The organism is Yokenella regensburgei (assembly GCF_003634235.1).
Lineage (GTDB): Bacteria > Pseudomonadota > Gammaproteobacteria > Enterobacterales > Enterobacteriaceae > Yokenella > Yokenella regensburgei.
On the sequence record NZ_RBIZ01000003.1, the window covers coordinates 1556366 to 1578727 of the forward strand.

At 54.1% G+C, this 22362-nt stretch carries 10 protein-coding genes; 1 reads left to right on the forward strand and 9 read right to left on the reverse strand.

What is annotated here, in order from left to right; genetic code table 11:
- Positions 1–5: 5 nt before the first annotated feature.
- The gene (locus C7387_RS07615; protein WP_006819640.1) at positions 6–2195 is read left to right on the forward strand and encodes a TonB-dependent siderophore receptor; all 2190 of its coding nucleotides are present in this window, start codon (positions 6–8) and stop codon (positions 2193–2195) included.
- A gap of 80 nt (positions 2196–2275) precedes the next feature.
- Here C7387_RS07615 and C7387_RS07620 read toward each other — a convergent pair whose 3' ends face one another.
- The 9 genes from C7387_RS07620 to C7387_RS07660 all read right to left on the reverse strand — a co-directional run bounded on the left by C7387_RS07620 (position 2276) and on the right by C7387_RS07660 (position 22347).
- Positions 2276–13963, reverse strand: a complete 11688-nt coding sequence (locus C7387_RS07620) for a LysM peptidoglycan-binding domain-containing protein (RefSeq protein ID WP_120816414.1) — start codon at positions 13961–13963, stop codon at positions 2276–2278.
- Positions 13963–17631 (reverse strand): hypothetical protein, encoded by a 3669-nt coding sequence (locus tag C7387_RS07625; protein WP_120816415.1) that lies wholly within the window; start codon positions 17629–17631, stop codon positions 13963–13965. The genes C7387_RS07620 and C7387_RS07625 overlap by 1 nt, the downstream gene beginning before the upstream one ends.
- A gap of 87 nt (positions 17632–17718) precedes the next feature.
- Entirely contained in the window at positions 17719–18438 is a 720-nt protein-coding gene (locus tag C7387_RS07630) for a hypothetical protein (RefSeq protein ID WP_120816416.1), read from the reverse strand.
- A 547-nt stretch (positions 18439–18985) separates the two neighbouring features.
- Complete coding sequence (locus C7387_RS07635) at positions 18986–19420, reverse strand: hypothetical protein (protein WP_147424896.1); 435 nt, start codon at positions 19418–19420, stop codon at positions 18986–18988.
- Positions 19421–20023: 603 nt separating this feature from the next.
- Positions 20024–20470, reverse strand: a complete 447-nt coding sequence (locus tag C7387_RS07640; RefSeq protein ID WP_209319596.1) for a YcgN family cysteine cluster protein — start codon at positions 20468–20470, stop codon at positions 20024–20026.
- 93 nt (positions 20471–20563) lie between these two features.
- The gene (locus tag C7387_RS07645) at positions 20564–21223 is read right to left on the reverse strand and encodes a fumarylacetoacetate hydrolase family protein (protein ID WP_006819638.1); all 660 of its coding nucleotides are present in this window, start codon (positions 21221–21223) and stop codon (positions 20564–20566) included.
- A gap of 13 nt (positions 21224–21236) precedes the next feature.
- Positions 21237–21512, reverse strand: a complete 276-nt coding sequence (locus tag C7387_RS07650) for a YcgL domain-containing protein (RefSeq protein ID WP_006819637.1) — start codon at positions 21510–21512, stop codon at positions 21237–21239.
- 78 nt (positions 21513–21590) lie between these two features.
- Positions 21591–21836: a DUF2543 family protein gene (locus C7387_RS07655; RefSeq protein ID WP_120816418.1), complete on the reverse strand. Its 246-nt coding sequence runs from the start codon at positions 21834–21836 to the stop codon at positions 21591–21593.
- Between the two features lie 28 nt (positions 21837–21864).
- Positions 21865–22347, reverse strand: coding sequence for a cold-shock protein (locus C7387_RS07660; RefSeq protein ID WP_006819635.1), 483 nt, complete (start codon positions 22345–22347; stop codon positions 21865–21867).
- Positions 22348–22362 lie beyond the last annotated feature (15 nt).

Consider the following 22362-nt stretch of genomic DNA (forward strand, 5'->3'; position numbering starts at 1 on the left):
TAACAATGAAGCGTCCTTATCTTTGGGTTTTAAATCCTTGCCTTCTGGCGATACTTTCTGCCTCTGCATCGGCACAAGACAATAAAGAAGAGTCATTAGTGGTGACCGCCAGCCGCGCCAACCACAGCGTTACGGATATGGCACAGACCACCTGGGTGATTGAACAGGCTGAAATTGAGCAGCAGGTTCAGGGCGGAAAAGAGCTGAAAGAAGTGCTGGCTCAGCTCATTCCCGGTATGGACGTCAGCAGCCAGGGCCGCACCAACTACGGCATGAACATGCGCGGTCGTTCGATGATGGTGATGGTCGACGGCGTGCGCCTGAACTCTTCGCGCAGCGACAGCCGCCAGCTGGATTCTATCGATCCGTTTAACATCTCGCGTATCGAAGTTATCTCCGGTGCCACTTCGCTGTACGGCGGTGGTAGTACCGGTGGCCTTATTAATATCGTCACCAAAAAAGGTCAGCCGGAAACCGAAGTTGAGTTCCAGACCGGAACCAAGACCGGCTTCAACAGCCACAACGACCATGACGATAACATTGCGGCAGCGGTCAGCGGCGGTAACGACAACGCTTCCGGGCGTATTTCCGTGGCCTATCAGCGCTACGGCGGCTGGTACGACGGTAAAGGTGATGAGGTCATCATTGATAACACGCAGACCGGCCTGCAATATTCCGACCGTCTGGATATCATGGGTACCGGGACCATCAACATCAATGAGACCCAGCAGCTGCAGCTGACGACCCAGTACTATAAGAGCGAGTCCGACGGTAAGCATGGCCTGTTCCTCGGCGATAACTTCTCGGCGGTGACCGGGGATGCACAAGCCTACAACAAGGACAATCTCGACTCTGACCGACTGCCGGGCACCGAGCGCCACCTGATTAACCTTCAGTACTCCAACACCGATTTCCTCGGCCAGGAGCTGGTGGCGCAGGTTTACTATCGCGACGAGAGCCTGACCTTCTACCCGTTCCCGACGCTGACCAAAGGTACCGTCACCAGCATTGGCGCTTCCCAGCAGAAGACCGACTTCTACGGCGGTAAGCTTACGGTAAACAGCAAGCCGGTTGACGATTTAACCCTCACCTGGGGCGTCGACCTCGATCACGAGTCGTTCAACGCCAACCAGCAGTTTTTTGACCTCGCTACCGCCGCCGCCAGCGGTGGGATGACGCTTAAGAACGCCTATAACGTAGGGCGTTACCCGAGCTATAGCATCACCAACCTTGGGCCGTTCCTGCAGGCAAGCTACGATATTGACGCCATCACCTTAAGCGGCGGCGTGCGCTATCAGTACACCGAAAACCGGGTCGATGATTTCGTCGGTTATGCCCAGCAGCAGGCCATTGCCACCGGTAAGGCAACCTCTGCGGATGCGGTGCCAGGCGGGAAAACCGATTATAACAACTTCCTGTTCAACGCCGGGATCCTCGGCCACGTCACCGACCGTCAGCAGGTGTGGTTTAACTTCTCGCAGGGCTTTGAAATCCCGGATCTGGCGAAGTACTACGGCTCCGGCAACTACACGCTGGTTAACGGCCACTACCGCCTCAACAACAGCGTTAACGTGAACGACTCTAAGCTCGACGGTATTAAGGTTAACGCCTATGAACTCGGCTGGCGTCTGACCGGCGATAACCTGCGCACCCAGGTGGCGGCGTACTACTCGCTCTCCGATAAGACCATCAACATCAACAAATCCGACATGACCATTACCATGGAAGACGACAAACGTCGTATTTATGGGGTGGAAGGTCAGGTGGACTACTTCTTTAGCGAGAGTGACTGGAGCCTTGGTTCCAACTTTAACGCTATTAAGTCTGAGACCCGTGTGAACGGCAGCTGGCAGAAGTTAACCGTCGACAGCGCCAGCCCGTCTAAGGTGAGCGCATGGGTGAACTGGGCGCCGGGCGACTGGACTCTGCGCATGCAGAGCACGCAGACCTTCGACGTTTCCGACGCCGCCGGTAAGAAAATTGACGGTTACAACACCGTTGATTTCCTCGGCAGCTACAACCTGCCGGTGGGTAAACTCAGCTTCAGCGTCGAGAACCTGTTCGACAAAGACTACACCACCGTCTGGGGACAGCGTGCACCTGGGCTCTACAGCCCGACGTATGGCGCACCGGGGCTGTACACCTATAAAGGCCGTGGCCGTACCTTTGGTATGAACTATTCCGTGCTGTTCTAATCTCGTTATTAGGTTTAATGAAAACGCCACGGGTTAAAACCGTGGCGTTTTTTTATTTTCAGCGGTTAGTCGTAGATTCATTAAGGCCCGATATATTTCACTGGCAGATACAGATTAGACAGATTCAGTAACGGCATCGGATTAACGGTGAGATTCGACATGACCGTCATTTCAAACTCCAGCCTCGCTTCGAGCGTTGAAGGGTTACAGGTCTGCACCCAGTGATTTATCATCACGCTCAGGTTTTCCACCAACGTCTGCAACGACAATGGACTCACCCCTTTTCCGTCAACGTTGACCGACCGTGGTGGCATGACAGCCACCGGCAGAGGCACCGACATCGCAGTAAGCTCGGTAGAGAGTTGATAATCCCAGTTAACCGTAAACTGGATCGTGCTATCGCCGCTGACGTTGCCATCAAACAGCGCGCTGAACAGTGCCTGTAGATGCGCATCCAGAGGACGCGTGACCGGTACGCCCCCAGGCTCTCCTACCCCGGCAATGTTCACTGGCCTATCGGATCGCAAGGTCGGATGCAGTGGATTGCCGAAAGAGACTTCCGGTGTGGTGTAGACAAATGGCTTGTTGATGGCACCGTTAATGTTTTCATTGCGCTTCAGGAGCACCCTCGACAGGGCGTCCTGCCGTTCGAGTATTTGCATCCCCGCTAACTGCACCGTACGCGCGGCGATACTTTGCGCCACCTCAGCGGTTAACGGCTGCCGCTGACTGTCCAGATAGTACCATGCGTAAAGGCCAATCGCCGGGTCGCTCAGGGCATCGATGACAACGGGCTTATAGCCGTCGATGAGCACCACCGGTGCCTCAGACATTCCATCAGGCGCCCCCTCCATGGAGTTCAGTTTCACCACCCACGCTGGGGTATCAACATGGTCAATGTTGACAACTCCGGACTCCTCCGCCACCCAGAAATGCCAGCTTTCACCCGCGAGTCGGGGTGTGGCAGAACAGGCAACGTGCAGTCCTGAATGATTCGCCTGCGTGGCGATATCAGAAACCATTTTCAGCCAGGCCCCCAACGCCAGGGAGGCATCGTCAATCTTGCTCTGGTCTTCGGTACTGGCGTTAATTTGCGGCACCGTCTCACCGATCAGCTGGATGAGCGTTTTCTGGCTATTAATAAACTGCGCCAGCCCCTGGAAGGCATCCTGATAACCGGCCAGCTCCGCGATGCTATTGTCCTTCAGGTTGTATACCACCTCGTGATAAATACGGTCCTGCTCAAAGTGGAAATCGGTACTGTAGGTATACCGATAACTCCACTGGGTCAGCTCGCTGAGTTCGCCGCTCTGCGCGTGCGTGGCGCTTCCGTTTTGCGTCATCATGCGCGGCGTGCCCGGGAAGTTACGCAGCAACAACGGCACGGTGAACTGACCCAAATCTCCGCTCAGCGGCGCCTTGTTCTGCGTCCACACCGGTGACAGCCAGCTGGAGGCAAGATAACCGTCAATCCCTGCCACTCCGGATACCTGATGCTCAATAGCCGATCCCGTCCATGACAGGTCGAGGGTGATTTTTTGCAGCACTTCGCCATCTACTTTCAAGTTCCCCGGCGAGCTCAACAGGAAGGTGACAGGTGCATTATCGCCCTTCACGAGCGGCATTTTTGGCGATGTCACCGTGACCAGACTCTGTAACCCCTCAGCATCGGTGTTCCAGGTCAGATTACCGTACAGCTGTGGGGCCTGCTCCCCCTCACGCTCGGGAATATCGGCACTGACCGTCGCCCCAAAGGAGACCACCGAGCGCACAGAGTAGAAGTTTGACAGTGCCACCAGCAGGCTCTGCCGCAACGCCTCTCTGGCGAACGTCAATCGGGTATCGCTTTTCCCTTCGTAGACCTGCTCCAGAAGATCGGCAGCGACCCGGGCCAGCACCTCTTTTTGCTCCGCCAGCGCCGTCATAAAGCTCTCGATGCCCTGCGGTTTATTGGTTGCCCTGGAATCAATCACCAAAATGGATGAGGTAAACTCTGGCGAAAACAGGGTATCGAAGAAGCTGAAGAAGCTCGTCAGCCAGCTATCCATGTCCGTATCCGCCCACGTTTTTCGGGCTGGAGCAGTGATAAAACGGTTGGTTTTCGGGTCGAAATCCGTCAATTGATTGTAGGGCCAGACCTCCGCGTCGCGCGTCACCAGGGTGTTAGATACCGGTTCAGGCGCAAAAATCTCGGGATCTCCCTTATGGTTTACCTGCCATGATATGCCGTCGCCAGAACCGTTGACGGCCACGCGCATTGCCCATACCGACGAGGTACTCACCCCAGCGGCAGGAAGATAGCGGTCGGTACCCTGAGCGATCGCCAGCATAAACTTCCCGTCTTCAGAAAGCGTGGTGTCGATATCATGGGCGAACTCCTGCAGGATATTCTCACGGCTCCCGGACGTGGACTCGCTGCTGCCAGCATTCGTTTTTGCCGCAATGACCGACGTCACCACCAGCGTATTGCTCAGGGCTGCGAAATCACCTTCCGCCACCCCGCCAGTTCGCCTGAAGCTGACGCTGGTGGTTAACGGGAACACGCTCGCCGTATTCAACGCCGTTTTTTCCGCCGTTACCGGGAGGACAAACTGCAGCACTGACGGTTCGGGTTCCCCGGTATTTCCTTGCGCACGGGCGGCAAGGAAGGCCTGAATAGCAACCAGCCAGCCGGTCAGCGTCCCCGGCGCACCATACTGATCGCCAACCCCAATTACCTGCGGATCAACCGGCAAACTACCGGCTATCAGAGAACACTCCACCGTCAGCGCAATGCCAGCAGGATCGTCCAACTGGTACAACAGCGTATCGAGGGTTCGCAGCGATGATTGCGCCCGGGTGCGCCAGCCATTGGTCTGGTCGGTTGGCGTCGGGTTAAACGCGCTGGGATCAAAGGCGCTGGTTAGCTGGATAAGGAAGTTCTGCTCTGCCGCAGCCGCACCGACCGACCAGGTCGTAGAGATGGACGGCCACTGCGCAAAGCTCATCAGGCTATCGGTATAGCCGGTCAACACCGGAGCATGGTTGTTCGCGCCCGCCGCAGTGTGGCTATCATCGAGAGTAGAGACCATCCGGTTGCCATAAAGGTCGTTCCAGCCGTAATCCACTTGCAGCACCCGCCCGTTGCCGCTGTAGGGATTGGCTGGATTAAGACTCCCCACGGCGAACTGGGTATAAGGAATCGACGTGCGATAGGTGAGCACATCCTCACGGGTGAGCGCGCGAATAAAGCGCACTTTGCCGTCGCCGCGAGCGATGTCGCCTGACTGCTGACCAAGTGGCAGCCCGACATGGCTGGCAGTGAAATCCGCATTCTTCTCAACCTGCCAGGCCAATAGCGTAAAGCTGTTCAACAGAAAATCTTCGGCAAACGCCGGATTGCCCGGATCGGCGGGAATGTCCGGTAGCCCGGCGCGGGTTGCCTCAATCGGTTGAACACCAGAGGCATCGGTTGCCGATTGGGCGAACGGGCCACTCATCAGCATCAGCGTCTGCCCAGCGCTCAGCAAGGAAGCAACGGCCGCGTTTTGCCCCGCCAGCACCGTGACGCTCGTGCCATACCAGGCCGCCATTGAGGCCAGCGAAGTACCACCAGGATCGCGCCCCACGGTGCGCAGCACCGCAGGCAGACGAATTGCGGTTCCGGCAATCAGACCGTTGCTCCACTCGGCGTCGGTAATACGCGGGTTCACCGCTTTGATAGCCGCCACGTCCATCGCAAACCAGCTGGCGATCGCCGAAATCTGCCCTCCCGGCGCCCCACCGTTCTGCGCCACCCGATACAGGCCATTGTTTACCGCCAGCTGTGCCCCCGGGGTGAGCGCCAGGGATTGTCCGGCGGCCACTGAACGTTCAGCCAGGGAGACAATATTACTGCAGTAGCGCGAGGCGATGGTTGCCAGGCTGTCTTCAGGCAGCACAACATGGCTGATTGAGAGTGAACTGGCCTTCGCCACCAGCGTCGAACCGCTGGTGTCCATCGCATCCCCGGTGACCACCGCATTCATATACGACTGCAGACGAGGCTGCGGGGTATACATAACAATGAGATTAACCGTGGCTTCGCCCTTATCGTTAAACGCCGTATCCGGTAGACCCGCGCCGCTTTGCGCATCAAAGTAATAGAGGAAGAACCCTCCTGCACGGGTAATACTGGCCTCCCAGAGCAAGCGAACCAGTGCCGTCGGCTTGTTGAGAACGTTGCTATTACTGTCATTCTCAGCCGACAGTCGCGAGTCCGCAAGCCACGCACTCGGTGGACGTGTCACCGTCGAGAGGTTAGTTTGCGACAGACCGAAGGTAATGCCTTTCCCGGTATTCGCTGAGAAAGTGGTACCGGTGCTGCTGTTGGTGGCCTGATACCCCACTACCATTGAGGCATAATCCGCATCGTTATGAACGTACTGCACCATACGTTCAAGGATCAACGCATCGCTGGCGCTGGCCCCCATCACTTCATAGGTGCATTTGCTGGCGCTGCTGGCAGCGCCTGTCGCGGCAATTCTCTTCACGGTAAATTCAACCGAAGACGCCCAGCCGACACGCTGTACCCCGCTCTCCTCCGCCTTACCGCTGGCAACATTCATTTTCACCGATTCCAGGGTAAAGTTCGGGCTGCGGTCTCCCTGCTGGCTATCGCTCAGGCTGGTGAGTGCCAGCATCGCATCCGGCAGTGGCCAGATACGCGTCTGTTCACCGATATCTCCGGAAGGGAAAACCACCGGATTGACGCTTCGCCAGCGTACGCTGTTCGACAGCGGGTAGCGCGCTGGCTCATCTTCTACGCCGACCCAGGTATTCACCGTTTCCGGCCCCGCCGGAAGCACCGTGGTGGTAGCGTAGTGATTCAGTGCCGCAATGCGCTGGTAGTTAATATCCCCCGTCGTGTTATCTTTATTCGGCGGTGTCAGGGTAAAGGTCAGCGCCGCGGCACCGTTGGCAAACGCCACCCAGTTCATCGGCTCCCCTTTACTCAGAGTGACTGACAGCGGTGTATCAGGAAGCGAAGCGAGCGGCAGCTGCTGGCCAGTTAGCGCAAACAGCCCGGCGTAATCTGGCAGGCTCAGAGCCCCGCTCTGGGCATTCTTCGTCACCCACATCCCGGTTTTTTTCGGCGTAATTTTGTCGGTTGGCAAACGCAAACCATGGAAGTAGTAGCGCGAAGCCATGCCGCTCAGGTGGTTCAGCGCATTGACTCTCTGCGCTTCACCCAGCAGCTCTGCAACCCGGAACTGCGGCAGTTCAACCAGATCCAGCGAGAGGGGCGCCTGATGGCTATCAAGACGGGTAAACAGGTCGGCAACCGTGCCGTTGCCTGTGCCAATAGGGTTATTACCCTCTGCATTGTCTACGCCTGCCAGGTCCTCAACCGTGATACCGAAAGCGGTCGCCACCCCCTGCAATGTATCGTTTTGCACGGTGGTATAACTAAACGGCGGTACGGTGACGGTAGCGCCTGCCTCTAAAAGCTCAGCGTTAATCAGAATATCGCTGTCGGCCAAAAGCTTGTCCAGGGTGACACCACCGTCGATACGCTTCGCCAGGGTCACCAGACTCTCTGCACCTGAAACGATGTAAGGCGTTCCAGAATAAGTCACCGTAGCCCCGGCTTTCATTAATCCGGCCACCTGGGCATTGTTCTGTGCCAGTGCCGTCGCGCTAAACGCCCCACCATACTGGCGTTTCGCCGCCACCGAGGTAAAACTGTCCCCAATTGACAGCATATCGGCGACCCACGGCAGCGCGAGAGTTTTCCCGGCTGTCAACGGATGTGACTCATTGCCCTTAAACAGATCGTAGAGCGTGAACGGCATCCCCACCGCCGACAGCTGCCCTGTTGTATTCACCCAGTCAACAATACGGTTCCCGGTATCACCGGCAGCCAGCGGGTAACTAAAGTCGCGCAGACCATCACGCATGGCCTGCAGCATCTGGCGCATGATCAGCACAAAGTAGTCACTGAAGATAAAGGCAGCGACCGACAGCTCACTGTTTCGATAAACGCTAAAGGTTTTTTCTCCATCACCGTGGCCCTCCTGCTCTACCTGAACCGCAAGCTGGTTAAAATATTCGCGCAGGAAGGTGACGAAATCATCGCTGACGCTGTTGTATTCAGCGAAGGTATAGTCAATTGCGGCCTGATTGCCGAGGGCTGGCATTGCCAGGTGCAAATCGACCGGCATCGGGAAATAGGCAGCCTCTGCGTTGCCGGCGGTAAGCGGCAGACTTAGCGTCAGACAGAACTGATGACTCATAAATTGCTCGATATCCGTCACGCTGAGCGGCATCGGCACGTTTTCCGCGTCATTGAGATAGCGAATGAACGCTTCCAGAGCCTCAGCGCTGATTACCGTGGCATCGACCTGTTCAGGAGTGAGCGCCGCAGGCTGAATCGCCGCCACGGCCCAGCGCGCCACCATCTTCGCCATTTTCTCAAATGACGTTTCCTGTGCTTCGGCAGAGGCCCGCAGGCGGTTTATGCTGCTATCCCCCGTAGCGGCACCCGGCGCATCAATGAAGAGGCTGGCAACATAGCAAGGGAACTGCTTGCTGAGATCGGCCCCGCCGTTAGCAAACGCATTATCTCCGGCAATACCCGGCGCGAAACCCAGATATCCCGTCAACGTGTTATCGCCGCTGGTCCGGGCCAACAGATGGTTCCAGTTAGGGCTGATATTCTGCGCGGTATAACGAATGCCTACCATGTGGAAAGGATCGGCTTTCATCGTCAGCAGGCGGCCGCCGTCGTTTCTGGCGGTAACCCGCCACGGTGCATCTGACGGGCGTTGCAGATAGCCAAGCGTGAACGACTCCTGAATATGAGCGGAGAAGCTGAAGCTCAGCGAGATTTTAAACAGCCCAAGGTTGATTTCGGCTTTCGCACTAACGCTCACTTCCACCGACACGCTGACAGGGATCGGGGAATAGGAGGCCAGCGTAATCTGCGCGTAGAGCTTCAGATTAATATCGACCGATGCTTTGATTATCACAAAATCGACGGCCCCGTAGAGGTGGCCGATGATGCCAAACGTCCCGCGCAGCTGGAAGTAGTACTGCCCTTCGAGCGACAACGCATTGCTGCTGCCGGTATTGCTGGCGGTGTAAGGGTTCCACTTGGCGAGTATCCCCTCAATGATGCCAAATATCGTCAGACTGAACCCCGCTTTCAGGATCCCGACATCCAGCGATTTTCCGAGGCCCATCTGCGCACCAAAGCCAAATACCAAATTCGGGTTAAAGAAGCCGTTTGACGCCAGCGGCAGATCAGTGACCACCACCGCCGGTAGCTTACCAAAGTAGAAGCCTCCGGAGCCAAGCACCGGGATCCCCGGCGGGATAATGGCCTCGACGGAGAAAGAGCGGGCGAAACTCTGATTCCACGGAAAACCGATATCAAATTTGAAATCACCGTTGGTATACACCTCGACACCGAACGTCGGCAACGTGAGGGTCACCGCGCCAACGTCAATCCGCCGCATCAGCGTAGGTAGCATGATTTCAGCCTGGAATACCCCCAGCCCTTCGCTCAGTTTGCGATAAATTATCTGGAAATCGAGCCCGGCAAAGATTTTGGCCGCCTCGCCTTCCAGCGCAATGCGCAGCGCATAAAGCGTAGGGTCAGTAAAGACCACCTGTAGGGTAAACACATAACCATTGCCCGCGTTTTCGCCTTCAGCCTTCTTATCTTCAATCTTCAGCACGCCGAAATCGGTGGCAAAAAGCCAGTTGTTCGCGGCATCAAAACCAATCTGCGGTGCACTACCGCTGTCCGGTGGCGCAAGCTGCGCCAGCAAGTCGATGGCTTCCTGTACCGAGGTTATCTTCTGCAAATCTTTGACCATCACATGCTGACCCGCCGCCAGCAGGCGTAAATCCAGATACTTGTTGCCACTGCCCGACGGCGACGGCGTCGAGGAGGGATCTGCCGCATTCCACGTCAGGTCACCGTCCTCGGTCAGCACGGCATTGTCGAACCCGAACTCCCAGCGGAAATCACCTTCCAGTTTGACGTTGACGCCTTTATTCTCACCCTGCGGCTGATACTCGAGCGAAAAACCGGTTATCTTCGCGAAAATGAGATCCAGCGGGCCAATATCGACACGGAACTGCACCGAGTTCTCGTTGAAATTCCAGATAAGCGAGAGGTTGGCAAGCGTGATGCTGTTCAATGCATTCCACGGTGCTGCCAGCCCAAAGGAGGAGCCGGTCAGCCACGAGATGAAGGTTTCAACCATTGAACCAAGCGATGTGGAATCGGTAAATTTAAGCGTTGCGATTTTCGTCTGGTTATCAATTTTCGCCGACAGCGGCCCCCAGAAGAAACCGTAAGAGTCATAGCCCTGTTCATAGTTATAAAAAATGGTCAGATCGATATTGTTCCAGAGGATTTGCGCGGAGACGTTACCGTAACGAGGATCGGTGTCCTCCTGTGCCAACAGCAGCATCGGCTTTCGCTGCATCGGGACAATCACACCCGCATCGCTCAGCACCGGCACCAGCGCGCTCCCCACCAGCGAATCATATACCTGTGCTTTTTCCTCTACGCTACCTGAGCCAAACTTACCGATAATGATGGATTTAAAATTGTTGCCAAGCGGCGTATTCCAGACGGTAATCGTGCCGCCCACCATATACGACGTCGCTTTGTCGGCATTCTCCTCACCAGCAGATGTTTTCGCCGACGCCACCTTAAAGAGCAGCTCGCTGATGTCCATATCAGGCATACCATCAACCCACCAGCCCTGCCCCAGATAGGTCTGAATGATTTGCTTCACTTTGATGGCCCGGGCACCCTGTTTACCGCTAAAAGACCAGGCACCGTCACCGAGATAGCTGGCGGTGGCATTCATATCCACCGCGATATCTGGTTGTTCGGAAAACAGCACGGTGTCCGCCGACAGTGAACCCGTGGGGGTTTCAGAACCGGTTCCCTCAATATTCATAAACAGATTGGTGAGGCTAAACGTGGCCACACCCAGAGATAACTCCCAGTCCGTCAGCTTGATCCCCGCGCTGATGGTATAGACGGACTCTGTTCCCTTCTCCCCTGGGTTCACGGTCATGTCGAAGTTTGCGAGGTCGGCATGCAGATTGATGCTGTATTCTGGCGGCAGGAAGAAGAAAATCAGATCCGCCAGAGGGATGGGGGCGCTGTCTTCCGTCAGGCTGGCAGAGGCAGTAAGGTTGGGATAACTCACTGCCACGTCAATACTGCCTGGGCCAATTGCCACCTGGGTATTGGCCTGCCAGCTACAGGTGCGCGCTCCCGTTGGCTCGGCGACCGCCAACGTAAATCTGAGCTGGTTGAGGGTCAGTTTTGGGAACAGCTCCCACGATTTGCTGTTCACCAGCAGCAGCTCGAACAGGTTAATGGAGGACGTGGCGTAGTCGTAGCCAAACTTCAGCCGCTGTAGCTCAATATTTCCCGCACCGCGTATCGCCGCCGGGAGGGTATTCATAAAGTTTATCCCCCCAAGCAGCGCCAGCAGATCGTTGAGTGACGGAGGACGAACGGAAAGATCGCCGTCGAGGACAATTTGTCCTTCTCCCGACGAGGGGAAGTCGATGGTAAAGTCGATGGGATTATCGCCCACCTTGATTTTGCAGGCGATCTGGCCGGTAACACGCTCATCGTTACCCGGGATGGTGGCGTGGACGTTGACGCTGTCGAGCGCAAACCAGGGAACAGCATCCAGGCCAATGTCCCCGAGCGTCAGATAAAACGTGGTGTCAATCGACTGACCGTCGGCATTGACGCTGAATTCAATCTTCACTTCCAGTGAGGTATTCAAAAAATTCAGCGTTGGCCCGGTGACGGTTATCTTATCCCCACCTTCTGGAAAATCGATGACCACCGACTGCTGCGCGGACCCGAGGGTGAAGCTCTTACCGTCGATGATGGTGGTGATAAATTGATAAAACGACCCGGTGGAAAATACGCTGGGGAACAGCGAGAGAACGCCTTTGCTGGTGGCATTCTGCAGCTCGTTGTCAAGTGTCTCGAGTGGATCCTCATCATCGTCTGCAGAAGGTAATCTGCTCAGTCGCTGCATACGGCGGGAGGCGACCTGCTGCTGATTCACCTGCGTCATCAAAAACATCAATGCCTGGAGTAATTTATCGTTCTCGTTGCTGGTGTACCACGCTGTCAGACCTTCAAAGTAGCGCCGCCATTCGCCATCGGTCTTCGCGTTATCTTCCACCAGTGTTACCAGAAAGTCCGACAGCAGTTCCGGCGGCATCTTGCTGGTCTTGCTAAAGCCAGTTTTAAATGCATAGATGCCTACCTGGATGTACTGATACGTGGCGTGGTAAAGCGCTTCGCTTTTCACACTGGGCATGCTGGGTTGCTGTGATGAGGAAGACGTCGTCGCTCCTGAGAGCGGGCTACCAAACGTGCTGGGGTATGGGTTAACGTCTTTTTTGCTTAATTTAAAGAACGGCTTACCGAGGTTTAGCGCCAGATTGGCTGTGCCCTGCCCCTCGAACACTGACGGCAGCACGGCAATTTCATACAGATAATTAAACAGATCCTGCGGTAGTCCGGGCAGATTAATGACAATCACCCCCTTCGTCGCCAGTTGCCCCACCAGCGCGTTTAGCGCATCACCCGTGATATCTGGATTCACATAAATTTGCCCCGGCAACTTGTCATTGGGCTGAGTCAACCCTTTGCTCAGACACCAGCGCTGCGTGTAGTAGGCAATTTTCTCTTCCTGATCCATCTCTGTGGGATCGCCCTCCGGCGGTTTCCCATTGGCTACCGGGATATAGCTTTTCAGTTCGTCAAAGGTCGTCGACTGCAACGGGTTGAGCAGTGCGATGACGACCGGCTGATTAAAGGGTTTGCCGCTTTTTTGCGCCAGGGCGACAGCGGTCGCCAGTTCAAACGGGATCGCGGCCGCACCGCCGATGACCGGTTTGCGCTCCAGCGCCGAGTCGTACAGTCCGTACACCGGCATGAGCTGCGCCTGCTGCTTACGGACCAGTTCCACAAGCGCCTGCGCACGCTTAATCACCGCCGTATCGATTCCGGGAATTTTTTGCAATTGCGCCCAGTCAGGCATCGGCGGTGTTGGCATAGCAAAAGCGCGGTAAGAAAAATCCTTCCCCTGCAGGCTATCCTGTTCCGCCAGGTTGAGAGGTTTCGCCGCATCTTTTGCCAGAATCAGGCTGAGTGGATTATCGGTGGTATTCACCACCTCCCACATGTAAGGCTGAAGCTGCAGGTAGTAGTCGACCTGTAGCGTATTTGCCAGATTCTGGTTAGTGATGCTGGTAACTTCAGCCCCGCCGTTAATGCACAGCGGCAGTTGTTCCTTGAGCCCGTCCACTGAGCGGTTTTCGCCGCCGGATTTCGCCGTTTCCTGATAAGGGTAAAACGTTACCTCTACGCCATTCAGCCGGTAGGGCTGCGGGTTTTTCGGGTTCAGCCCTGGCAGCAGCACCGCCAGCTTGTTGATAACATCGCTCCCTTTCGAAGCGTCGTAGATCAGCTCAACGTTATTACTAAAGCCCAGCGAAATCATTCGTTTGAGCAGATTAATGGTATTGGCCTGATTGCCGTAACCCGATGAACGATACACAAAATAACGCAGCGGTTTATCGCCAATCCACGCCTGCAGGTGAGTCAGCCCCTGCTCGGTAATGATTCTGTTGGTCGACTGGGCGGATGAAGAAAACGCCTTGATCAACTGAGCAAGGTTTTGCCCACCACCACGTTTCAGAACGGCACCTTTTGGAGGCAAAGGCAGGATGGATTCACTCATTACTTGCACTCCCCTTTATCGGTAAGACAAGGCGCCACGTTGTCGCCTGTGGCTTTCGGCTCATTGTTGTAAACGGCATACCAGGCAAGCCCCGTTCGGGATGCCCCCCCGTCGGCGTCGCCAAAGAGGTAAAACGCGGTACTACCGTTAGGTGGGATCTTCAGAATGCCAAAGAACTTGATCGCAATTTCATTAAGAACCAGGATGAACTGTTTACCCGCCACGGCGCTTTTGCCTGACGACCGCGCAGGCACACTTCCCCCCTGCACGGCCTGCAGTCTCAGCGGCTTACGGGAGGTGGGGTGTAACATCTGACCGGGTTTGTCGGTGTAAAGCAGTTGAATGGTGCCGTAGGAAAGTGCAATCACGCTCTGCAGGCTGATAAGTGGGGCGCCGTTGGTCGTCCCCGGCATTTTCAGCCCCGTGCTGGCCTGGTATGACTCTCCGCTACTGTCCGGTGCCCACGCCAGCAACAGCACGGCGTTCAGCCCGGCTTTTCCTGCCAGTTCACCCGCCGTGCCAAGATTGAGCCGGAACTGCAGCCCATGCCAGCCGTCTGTCACCCCGCCCATCCGGATATTTGTCACAACGTCAAGATAACCGAGCGATTCGGGGGTGACATCGCTTTCATCAGCGCTGACCATCCCCATTAATTCCATAGACAATGAATCAAACAGACTGCCTGCCCGGGCGACACTTGCTGCCATGTTGAAGGTTATCTGACTGCTGTCGAACGTAATATGCCGGGTATTCAGCGGATCGGGGGTCTTAAATGCCATGTTCAGACCCAGGTTACTGTAATTTAGCCCAGTACGCGGTCCCCATTGCTCACCTTCAGGACCAAAAGAGTAAAAATCGACCGTCCCGGCTTCATCATCCGTGTGGAAGTCTTCGCCATCCTCATCAGGATCGCTCACCTGCAACTTGTGAAAACTGAGATAGCCGGTTAGGTCAAAGCGAATTTGTGTTTCCGTTTCGTCAGAGCGCACGGTGTTCATCGCTGCCGACACCGTCTCCACTGCGCAAAGTACGTTATTATCAAACTGGAAACAGTAATCGGAGAGGGTCTTCATGCCATAGGTCAGCCTGCCGCTGTTGTTCTGGAAGCTTCCTGACATAATGATTGAGTTGTATTGATTCCCTCCCTCTTCCATTCCCGTCACCGCACTCCCGAACACCTTGTTCAACGTCAGTTGCGTAAAGCTGGAGAACTGCTTCACGCTGGTGTTCTCAAACAACACCTTCAGCGTCAGCGTAATAAAATCATAGTCTTCGCCGTAGGCTGGTGTGACCGGGCTGCCTTCGCTACTGCTGTCATAGTCGCTGTCAATGTAGTGGATAAGCCCATACACCGAACTCTGCTTTTCGATCTGGATCCCTTCTCCCTGTGGATCGCTGGTTATCTGGCTTATTTCCACTGCCAGATGATGGGCAAAAAATCGGTCGGTATTGCGGATACCGGCGGTAATACCGGCTAAATCATCCGGCACTTTGGCTATTCTGGCGCGAAGCACCAGGATCCCGGTCCAGTTGGGATCACGGGCAATCTGACAGAAGCGGCCAAAAAAGTCCTGATCGTCTTCGGCGAACGCCGCGGCGAAATAGTCCTGCAGCCATTGCGACAGATTGACCATCTGCTGCTGGTCAGGCGTTTCGCCGGGCTTCATGGTTGGAGCCGCGAACGTTTCCGCCTGGGTCCATTTAGCCGGATTAGCTATCAGGTTGTCATCGACATTGCCGTCCGGATCCCACAGAGGTCCAGGGATATTTTTTACAATCATCACGTTGGCGTAGTTGCCGTAATCGAGGGACGCTCCGACGTCAGCCTCAATCACCCAGTCGCCGATATTCAACTGATTGGCAAAATGACCCGCTTCGTTGACAAAACTATTGCTGTTGGCCGCCACAAGAAGCAGTTGGTTCGTTTGAAACGCCTGCTGAAGCTCGGGGCTTGGGTTAACAAACGCCAGTTCTTTAACCTTTGGCGTCACCACCTGTCCCAGCAAAATTTTCTCCCATGCGCCCTGCTGGTTGCCCCGATTGAGGCTGGCAATGACACCCGACGGCGTGGTGAAGTTGAGCATATTTTCACCCGGCAGCGACGACTGGCACGGCGATAACCCCGCAACGCGGCGACGCACGGACAGCGCCTGGGACAACGTTTTATTGCCGATGGCTTTACGCCGTGTCGGGCCAATAATCAGGGTTTCAAACTGACGGCTCTGCTGCTGGTTAAACTGGTTAACCCCATCACCTGGCTGGAACCCGCTATAGGGCACCAGTGGAAACGGTGCCGGCCCTTGCTGCGAAAGCACATACCCTGGATCGACATGCCCCAACATGGAAGGATTCTGCTGCCAGACAATATCGTCATAACCAAACAACGCCGCCCCATCTGGCTGGGCCGCATAGGCATTGAATTTCCCCATCGCCGGCAGCACGGTTACCCACGAGGTGACGTAATCGTTGCTGAGCAATGTTGTGCTATCGTTCGGTGCCGCGACCGGAGATGCCGCCGGTGGTGGGAATGTTTGAGCGTATGCCCCCTGCCCTGAAACAAAACGCAGGCGCGAAGCGCTCTCCAGGGTGAAGCCTTGAGTGATCGAGATAAATTCACTGCCTGAAAGCCCGCACAGTATTTCGGCGCTAATACCGTTTGGGCCTGGCCGGGTGCTTATCAGAAAATCACCAAAGGGGGCAGCATGAAAATCCATTTCGCTCTCGCTCACCCGACGACCGAGGGAGAATACCAGCCCGGCGGGTTGAACATTGCCTTGCCCACCCGTTACCGGCGTAAGCGTTACCGCATCCCCGGTTACCGTGACATAGAATGACTGAAGTCGAGTAGGCTGTGTGCTCTGGTTAGTGCCGTCAAATAACAGCCCCGAGCGGTTATGATTTCGATTGTTCAGCGTTTCAGTGATGTTGAGCGGGTTAGCAGGATCAAAATTGGCCGTGAAGTTCAGCATATCGGCAGCGCCATCTGAACCTGAGGCCAGGGGCAACCATTCTGAGGTAAAACCGTCGAACGCGCTTTCTGTCGCGAACAGAAAATGGAATCCCCAGTGCCAGTCGTCATAGAGCGATGAACGGCGGATAGCGGTATTGAAGCTGATACAGCTGCGGTTAATACCGGCAAACGGCAGCGAGGCCGTCACTGCCTTCGTCATTTGCGGTGCCGCGCCCCCGGTAAAGGTGATTTTGCCGTTGCTCAGCGTCAACGTCGTATTTGCAAGGCTCACCTTCATGCCGTTTGGCACAAATAACGTCATGTTGGGCAGGATATTCGCGTTCGCCAGGCCCGACGCTACCGACGAGCCATCATCCGTTAATCCAAGCCAGATGGGGGTGGTAGATTGCGCCAGCGCGTCTATATCCGGCGTTGCCAGCCAGAGGATCCCCCGTGAGGCGGCCTGGCGAGCGGCAATATTCTGTACCGCCGTCACAAAAGCGGCCTGAGTATCACTATCGTCGTGATAATTCAACGCCTGGGGGCAAAAGACAAATATCCCCCCAAGCGAAATACTGCTCAGCGCTTCGGAGAGTTCAATCTCTTTTTCTGTCGCCGGCACATTTACGCCCAAGACGAAGGCCAGCGCCCCCGCGTTATCGCCATTGGTACTGGCCAGATAGAGTGCCGAACTGGCGGCCTGCACAAAAAAAGCCATTGCTCATCCTCCGACGAAGAGACGAAAGGGTTAAGCCAAAGGACAGAGTCCTTTGGCTGCATGAGTTTGCTGGTGTCGAACGTCGGATCAGACGGTAAAGGTGTGTGTTGCTGCCAGGGTGGTCTGCTTCAACTGAGCATCCTGATCGGAGTAACCGGAAGCGAACAGACCCAGCGTGTAGGTCGTACCACGGGTGAGTAAAATCTTGTTAAAAGAGACGGTGCTGCTGGCGTTGCCGCTGGTTGCCACTGCACGCCACTTTGGTTTCTGGTTGTAGGAGGCAGCGACCCCTTCCCAGATCCCCACCCAGGTATTCGAGCCTGCCGGGTTGTATCCTGGCAGCATTTCAATTTTCGCCACGAGCGACGTCGAACCGCGTTTAGCCACATCAACCGTGGATTTTGTCATCTGATAATCACTGCTACCGCTCTTCGGGACAAAGGCGGAAGCAATGACGTTGCTGTATTTTGACCATGCGCCTGTGGTGTTATTCAGCGGCCCAACGGCGTAGCCGATAATGTAGGAATCATCCGTGACATCCAGTCCGCCGAAAGACTGTGTCCCCGAAGGGGAGTTCCCCTCCAACGCATCGGAATGGAGGGCCTCCGTGGACCATGGGATCATATCGCCGGACTGCCAGATATACAGCACATTACCATAGGTGCTGGGTTGGTTAGCATTTGGGCCGTTATATTCAACGGTTATCTGGGTGGCAGTGACGGAATCAGGACCTGTTATCACAACAACATTTTGATCGGCGGTAGCGGCAATGCTCAGGTCAACCTGCAAGGTTTTATCAACGAACATAATACTCTCCTAATATCAAGATGATGATGCTAATGGCCCTCGCCCTGAATAATAAAAAGCAATATTATTCAGACCTCTATATTCAAGAGGGAGCGACGGTCTGACTTTTACACAAGTGATATTAACCGTAGACGATCTTTAAGAGCAATCTCAATGATTTTGAGAAAAATATTATTTTAATAAAGAAAATTAATGTTAATATTTTATAATTCATTTGCAAATCACCAGGTTATACAGAAAATATATTTGATGTGAAAAGCATTTTATGTTGCGATATAAATAGATAATTAAGCATTGCTAACGAATGCTAAAGGGTTATTAATATTCACGCTTACGAACACAGATAACTGCTTGAGTTACAATATATACTTGTATAAGCAAAGAGCGACAGCCCTGCGCCGTAAATGGCGAGGGCTGTCACCCGGCTTTACCTTGAATAGAGGGAGGCATGTATGATCTTCAATATCATGCACATACACGGAAAAAAATCTTTCGTGCGGTTGAGTAATAAATACGCGCTGTGTTTAATCAGCAAGCAATAGCGATGCTACTCCTGCGCTGCATTAAGTGGATACATTTGCCATGCACCTTTAATGTTTTTCAATTCGATATTGCTAATTAAACAGTGATTGGGATTATTTGGTAACGGATCCGCCTTCACCGTCGCATTTTTGTTTATCAAGGTTGAAGCATTCGCGCCCCCCGCCTGCTTCCAGTCCTTTGAGCGGTTAGGATCGGTTTTTATTAAAGCCAAAACCTTTTCCTTACTCACCCCTGAGTTATCCTTCGAGCACAGCGCTGAAACGTTTTGTAATTTACCAGGATAGCCGTCCTGGCCTGCATAGTTAGCATCTGTATTGGCTGCACCATACCGTACGACCAGAGCACCTTTCGGTACTATATTAACATTATCCTCTGCGAAGGTTGATGCAGACATAAGTGCACAAGAAGCGATTAGTAACACATGTTTTATTTTCATCATAGCCCCATCAAAGAGTTGAAATAAACTACATGATATATTCCGCCGTTTTAAACCATGCACCCCAAAACAACAAATTGAAATTTGTTGAATATATCTAAGGCAAAAGCATTAGCCGGGTTTGGATGCCAATTAAGTGTGGGTGTAAAAGTTAGTTTTTACAAGAATAAATAAATTCAGATAATTCAGATGCCTAGTATTTATAAGGATCTTTCCCTTGTTGTGGTGGCTGAGTGCATGATAATGGCGTATTAAATCACCAGAGGTCACCAACATGGACGAAAAGTCCCTCTATACTCATATCCTCAACCTGTCAACCCCATGAGGTGGGTGAGGTATCAACAAAGGAATCGATGCTTAAGGTTGAATTACATAAGCATGAATTGATATTTAAAGGCATAGCCGTTCCTGATAATACTGACTGTAAATAAAGAGGGGATAAAAACAAGAGACAGAATCATCATATAAGTGTTTAACCCTAAAAAGACATACTGGAGCGAATTTTCCCACCATGTGGGACATTTTGAATGCTAATTTTGGAGGTGATGCCCCACTCATGCCCCACGCACAAAACCAGTAAGACAAAACCCCTTTCAATTCAAAGCCTCACCTGGCCCAGTCGGGTTTATTCAGGATATGATCCTGCCAGTCGACGACGTCGGCTTCTTTCACTGCAATATGGCGCACGGAAATGCGTTCACCGTGCATCGCGGCTTTTGAACCGGTCAGCAGAGGATGCCAGGTCGGTAGCGGCTGCCCTTCCGCCAGCAGACGGTAGGCGCAGGTATGCGGCAGCCATTCGAAGGTAGGCAGGTTATCGCGGGTCAGTTTGATGCAATCCGGCTCATACTCGAAGCGGCGTTCGTAGTTACGGCACTGGCAGGTTTTGATGTTCAGCTGCTTGCAGGCGACGTTGGTGAAGTAGATTTCGTCGGTGTCGTCGTCCATCAGCTTATGCAGGCAGCACTGGCCGCAGCCATCACACAGCGACTCCCACTCCGCGTCGGTCATTTCGTCGAGAGTTTTGCTTTGCCAGAAAGGAGTATCGCTCATAAGGGTGTCCGCCATTAAAAATCAGGGTGCACCTTATAACCACTCTGGCACGTCGATGCAAGTTTTGCCGCCCGAAACGGCGGCAAAGCTATTTTACAGTACGCGGGTCGTGAGGGACAGCTGGTTTAAACTCACTTCCAGCTCGTCGCCGCTCTGCAGAGGACCAACGCCTTCCGGAGTACCGGTCAGAATGACGTCACCCGGCTTGAGGGTGAAGAAGCGGCTCATGTAAGCAATCAGCGGCACAATATGATGGATCATATCTGCGGTACTGCCCTGCTGGCGTACTGCGCCATTCACCGTCAGGCTGAGCGTGCTGTTCTGCGGATCGTGTTTAAACTCGGCGGCGGGAATAAAACCGGAGATCGGACATGAATTATCAAATCCTTTCGCCTTTTCCCACGGCTGCCCGGCTTTCTTCATCTCCGCCTGAACGTCACGCAGCGTCAGATCCAGCGCTACACCATAACCGGCAATTGCTTTTCGCACGTGATCTTCTGTCGCCTGACGCAGCGTGGCGCCAATCAGGACCGCCAGTTCAACCTCGTGATGCACGGAACCCAGGTCCTGGGGGATCGCCAACGGCTGGCGGATATCACAAAGCGCCGTCTCTGGCTTAATAAACAGCACCGGATCTTTCGGCGTCGCGCTGCCCATCTCCTTAATGTGTTTAGCGTAGTTACTGCCAACACAAACCACTTTACTTACCGGGTAATCCAGCAGCGCACCCTGCCAGTTATGGTGTTGATACATTCGCTTCCCCTGATTATTTTTTCTCCGCCTTGCCGAGATGCATTTTCAGCAGGTCTTCCGGCGGGGGTGGGAGTTGTAAGTAATAGCCCTGTTCTTCCAGTGCTTTTTTCACTTTCTCAATATCAGCATTAGCCAGCTTTTTTCGTCCGTCCAGCGGCAACAGCATTGCCAGCTGCGGTTGACCAAAGCCACGCATGAGCTCTTCCGGTACACGAGAAAAGTCGTCCTTTTTCTCGACGTACAGGTAGGTTTGCTCGCGTTTAGCACTACGGTAGATAACACAAAACATAATTGACTCTTTTTACTGCCCTGTTTTGGCATAAGCTAACATCTTTGAAACCCGTACCACAAGGCATGGCGTAAGACGTTATTCATTGCCCCAGCGGTTCAGAAACTCGGCGATATCATCGATACGTTTGGCATCGATACCGACTTCACGGGCCATCTCAACCTGCGCCTCTTCGCTAATCTCTTCGTTATTCATTAAGCGGGTCAGCAGCAGCTGGAAGTAGTGCGCCAGCGAGTCATGTTCCGCCTCGCTTACCGGCTGGGCGGCTTCCGTCGCATACTCTTCCGTGATGTCGTAATATTTCAGTGGTATTTCATTGTTCATGAATCGCTCCGGGGCATTAGCGCCCGTGTCAGACCTTAAGCATTTTTACCGTGGCGTCGATGTCTATCTCATCTTCTGAGAAAATTAACGTCGTGCCCTGGAAAGTGGTGATGGCCAGTTTTTTCAGTGAGCGCATCTCACCTGGCTTCGTGTCGGTTTTGGGCCTGATACTGCTCATCAGCACGCCGACAGACAGCACCGCATTCTCTTTATCAATGCGGGTCTCAGCCGGCACTTCTTCACTGTACACGAGGTAAGATTTGATAGAAGTCAGCTTCAGTCGCTCACCGGCGATATAAATGTATTTGCTTTCCGGCACCACTTTTACCGCATACGCCGATAACCCTTTGTTATTGGTCGTGGGTTCGAAAGTGACTTCCGCATCCTTTTTAATCAGATCAGGGTTAGCGACCTTAATCACATGAAAATAGCGGTTGTCACCGTTTTCATCTTTGATAAAACCAAAACCTTTATCTTTAAACCAGGTTGTGATCGTTCCGTTCATCGCCATTGCAGCTTACCTACC

Bases quoted from the DNA above. Each gene is read 5' to 3' on its own strand.
- C7387_RS07625 (WP_120816415.1), bottom strand. From the start codon at position 17,631: ATGGCTTTTTTTGTGCAGGCCGCCAGTTCGGCACTCTATCTGGCCAGT.
- C7387_RS07645 (WP_006819638.1), bottom strand. From the start codon at position 21,223: ATGTATCAACACCATAACTGGCAGGGTGCGCTGCTGGATTACCCGGTA.
- C7387_RS07620 (WP_120816414.1), bottom strand. From the start codon at position 13,963: ATGAGTGAATCCATCCTGCCTTTGCCTCCAAAAGGTGCCGTTCTGAAA.
- C7387_RS07635 (WP_147424896.1), bottom strand. From the start codon at position 19,420: ATGATGAAAATAAAACATGTGTTACTAATCGCTTCTTGTGCACTTATG.
- C7387_RS07615 (WP_006819640.1), top strand. From the start codon at position 6: ATGAAGCGTCCTTATCTTTGGGTTTTAAATCCTTGCCTTCTGGCGATA.
- C7387_RS07660 (WP_006819635.1), bottom strand. From the start codon at position 22,347: ATGGCGATGAACGGAACGATCACAACCTGGTTTAAAGATAAAGGTTTT.
- C7387_RS07630 (WP_120816416.1), bottom strand. From the start codon at position 18,438: ATGTTCGTTGATAAAACCTTGCAGGTTGACCTGAGCATTGCCGCTACC.
- C7387_RS07650 (WP_006819637.1), bottom strand. From the start codon at position 21,512: ATGTTTTGTGTTATCTACCGTAGTGCTAAACGCGAGCAAACCTACCTG.
- C7387_RS07655 (WP_120816418.1), bottom strand. From the start codon at position 21,836: ATGAACAATGAAATACCACTGAAATATTACGACATCACGGAAGAGTAT.
- C7387_RS07640 (WP_209319596.1), bottom strand. From the start codon at position 20,470: ATGAGCGATACTCCTTTCTGGCAAAGCAAAACTCTCGACGAAATGACC.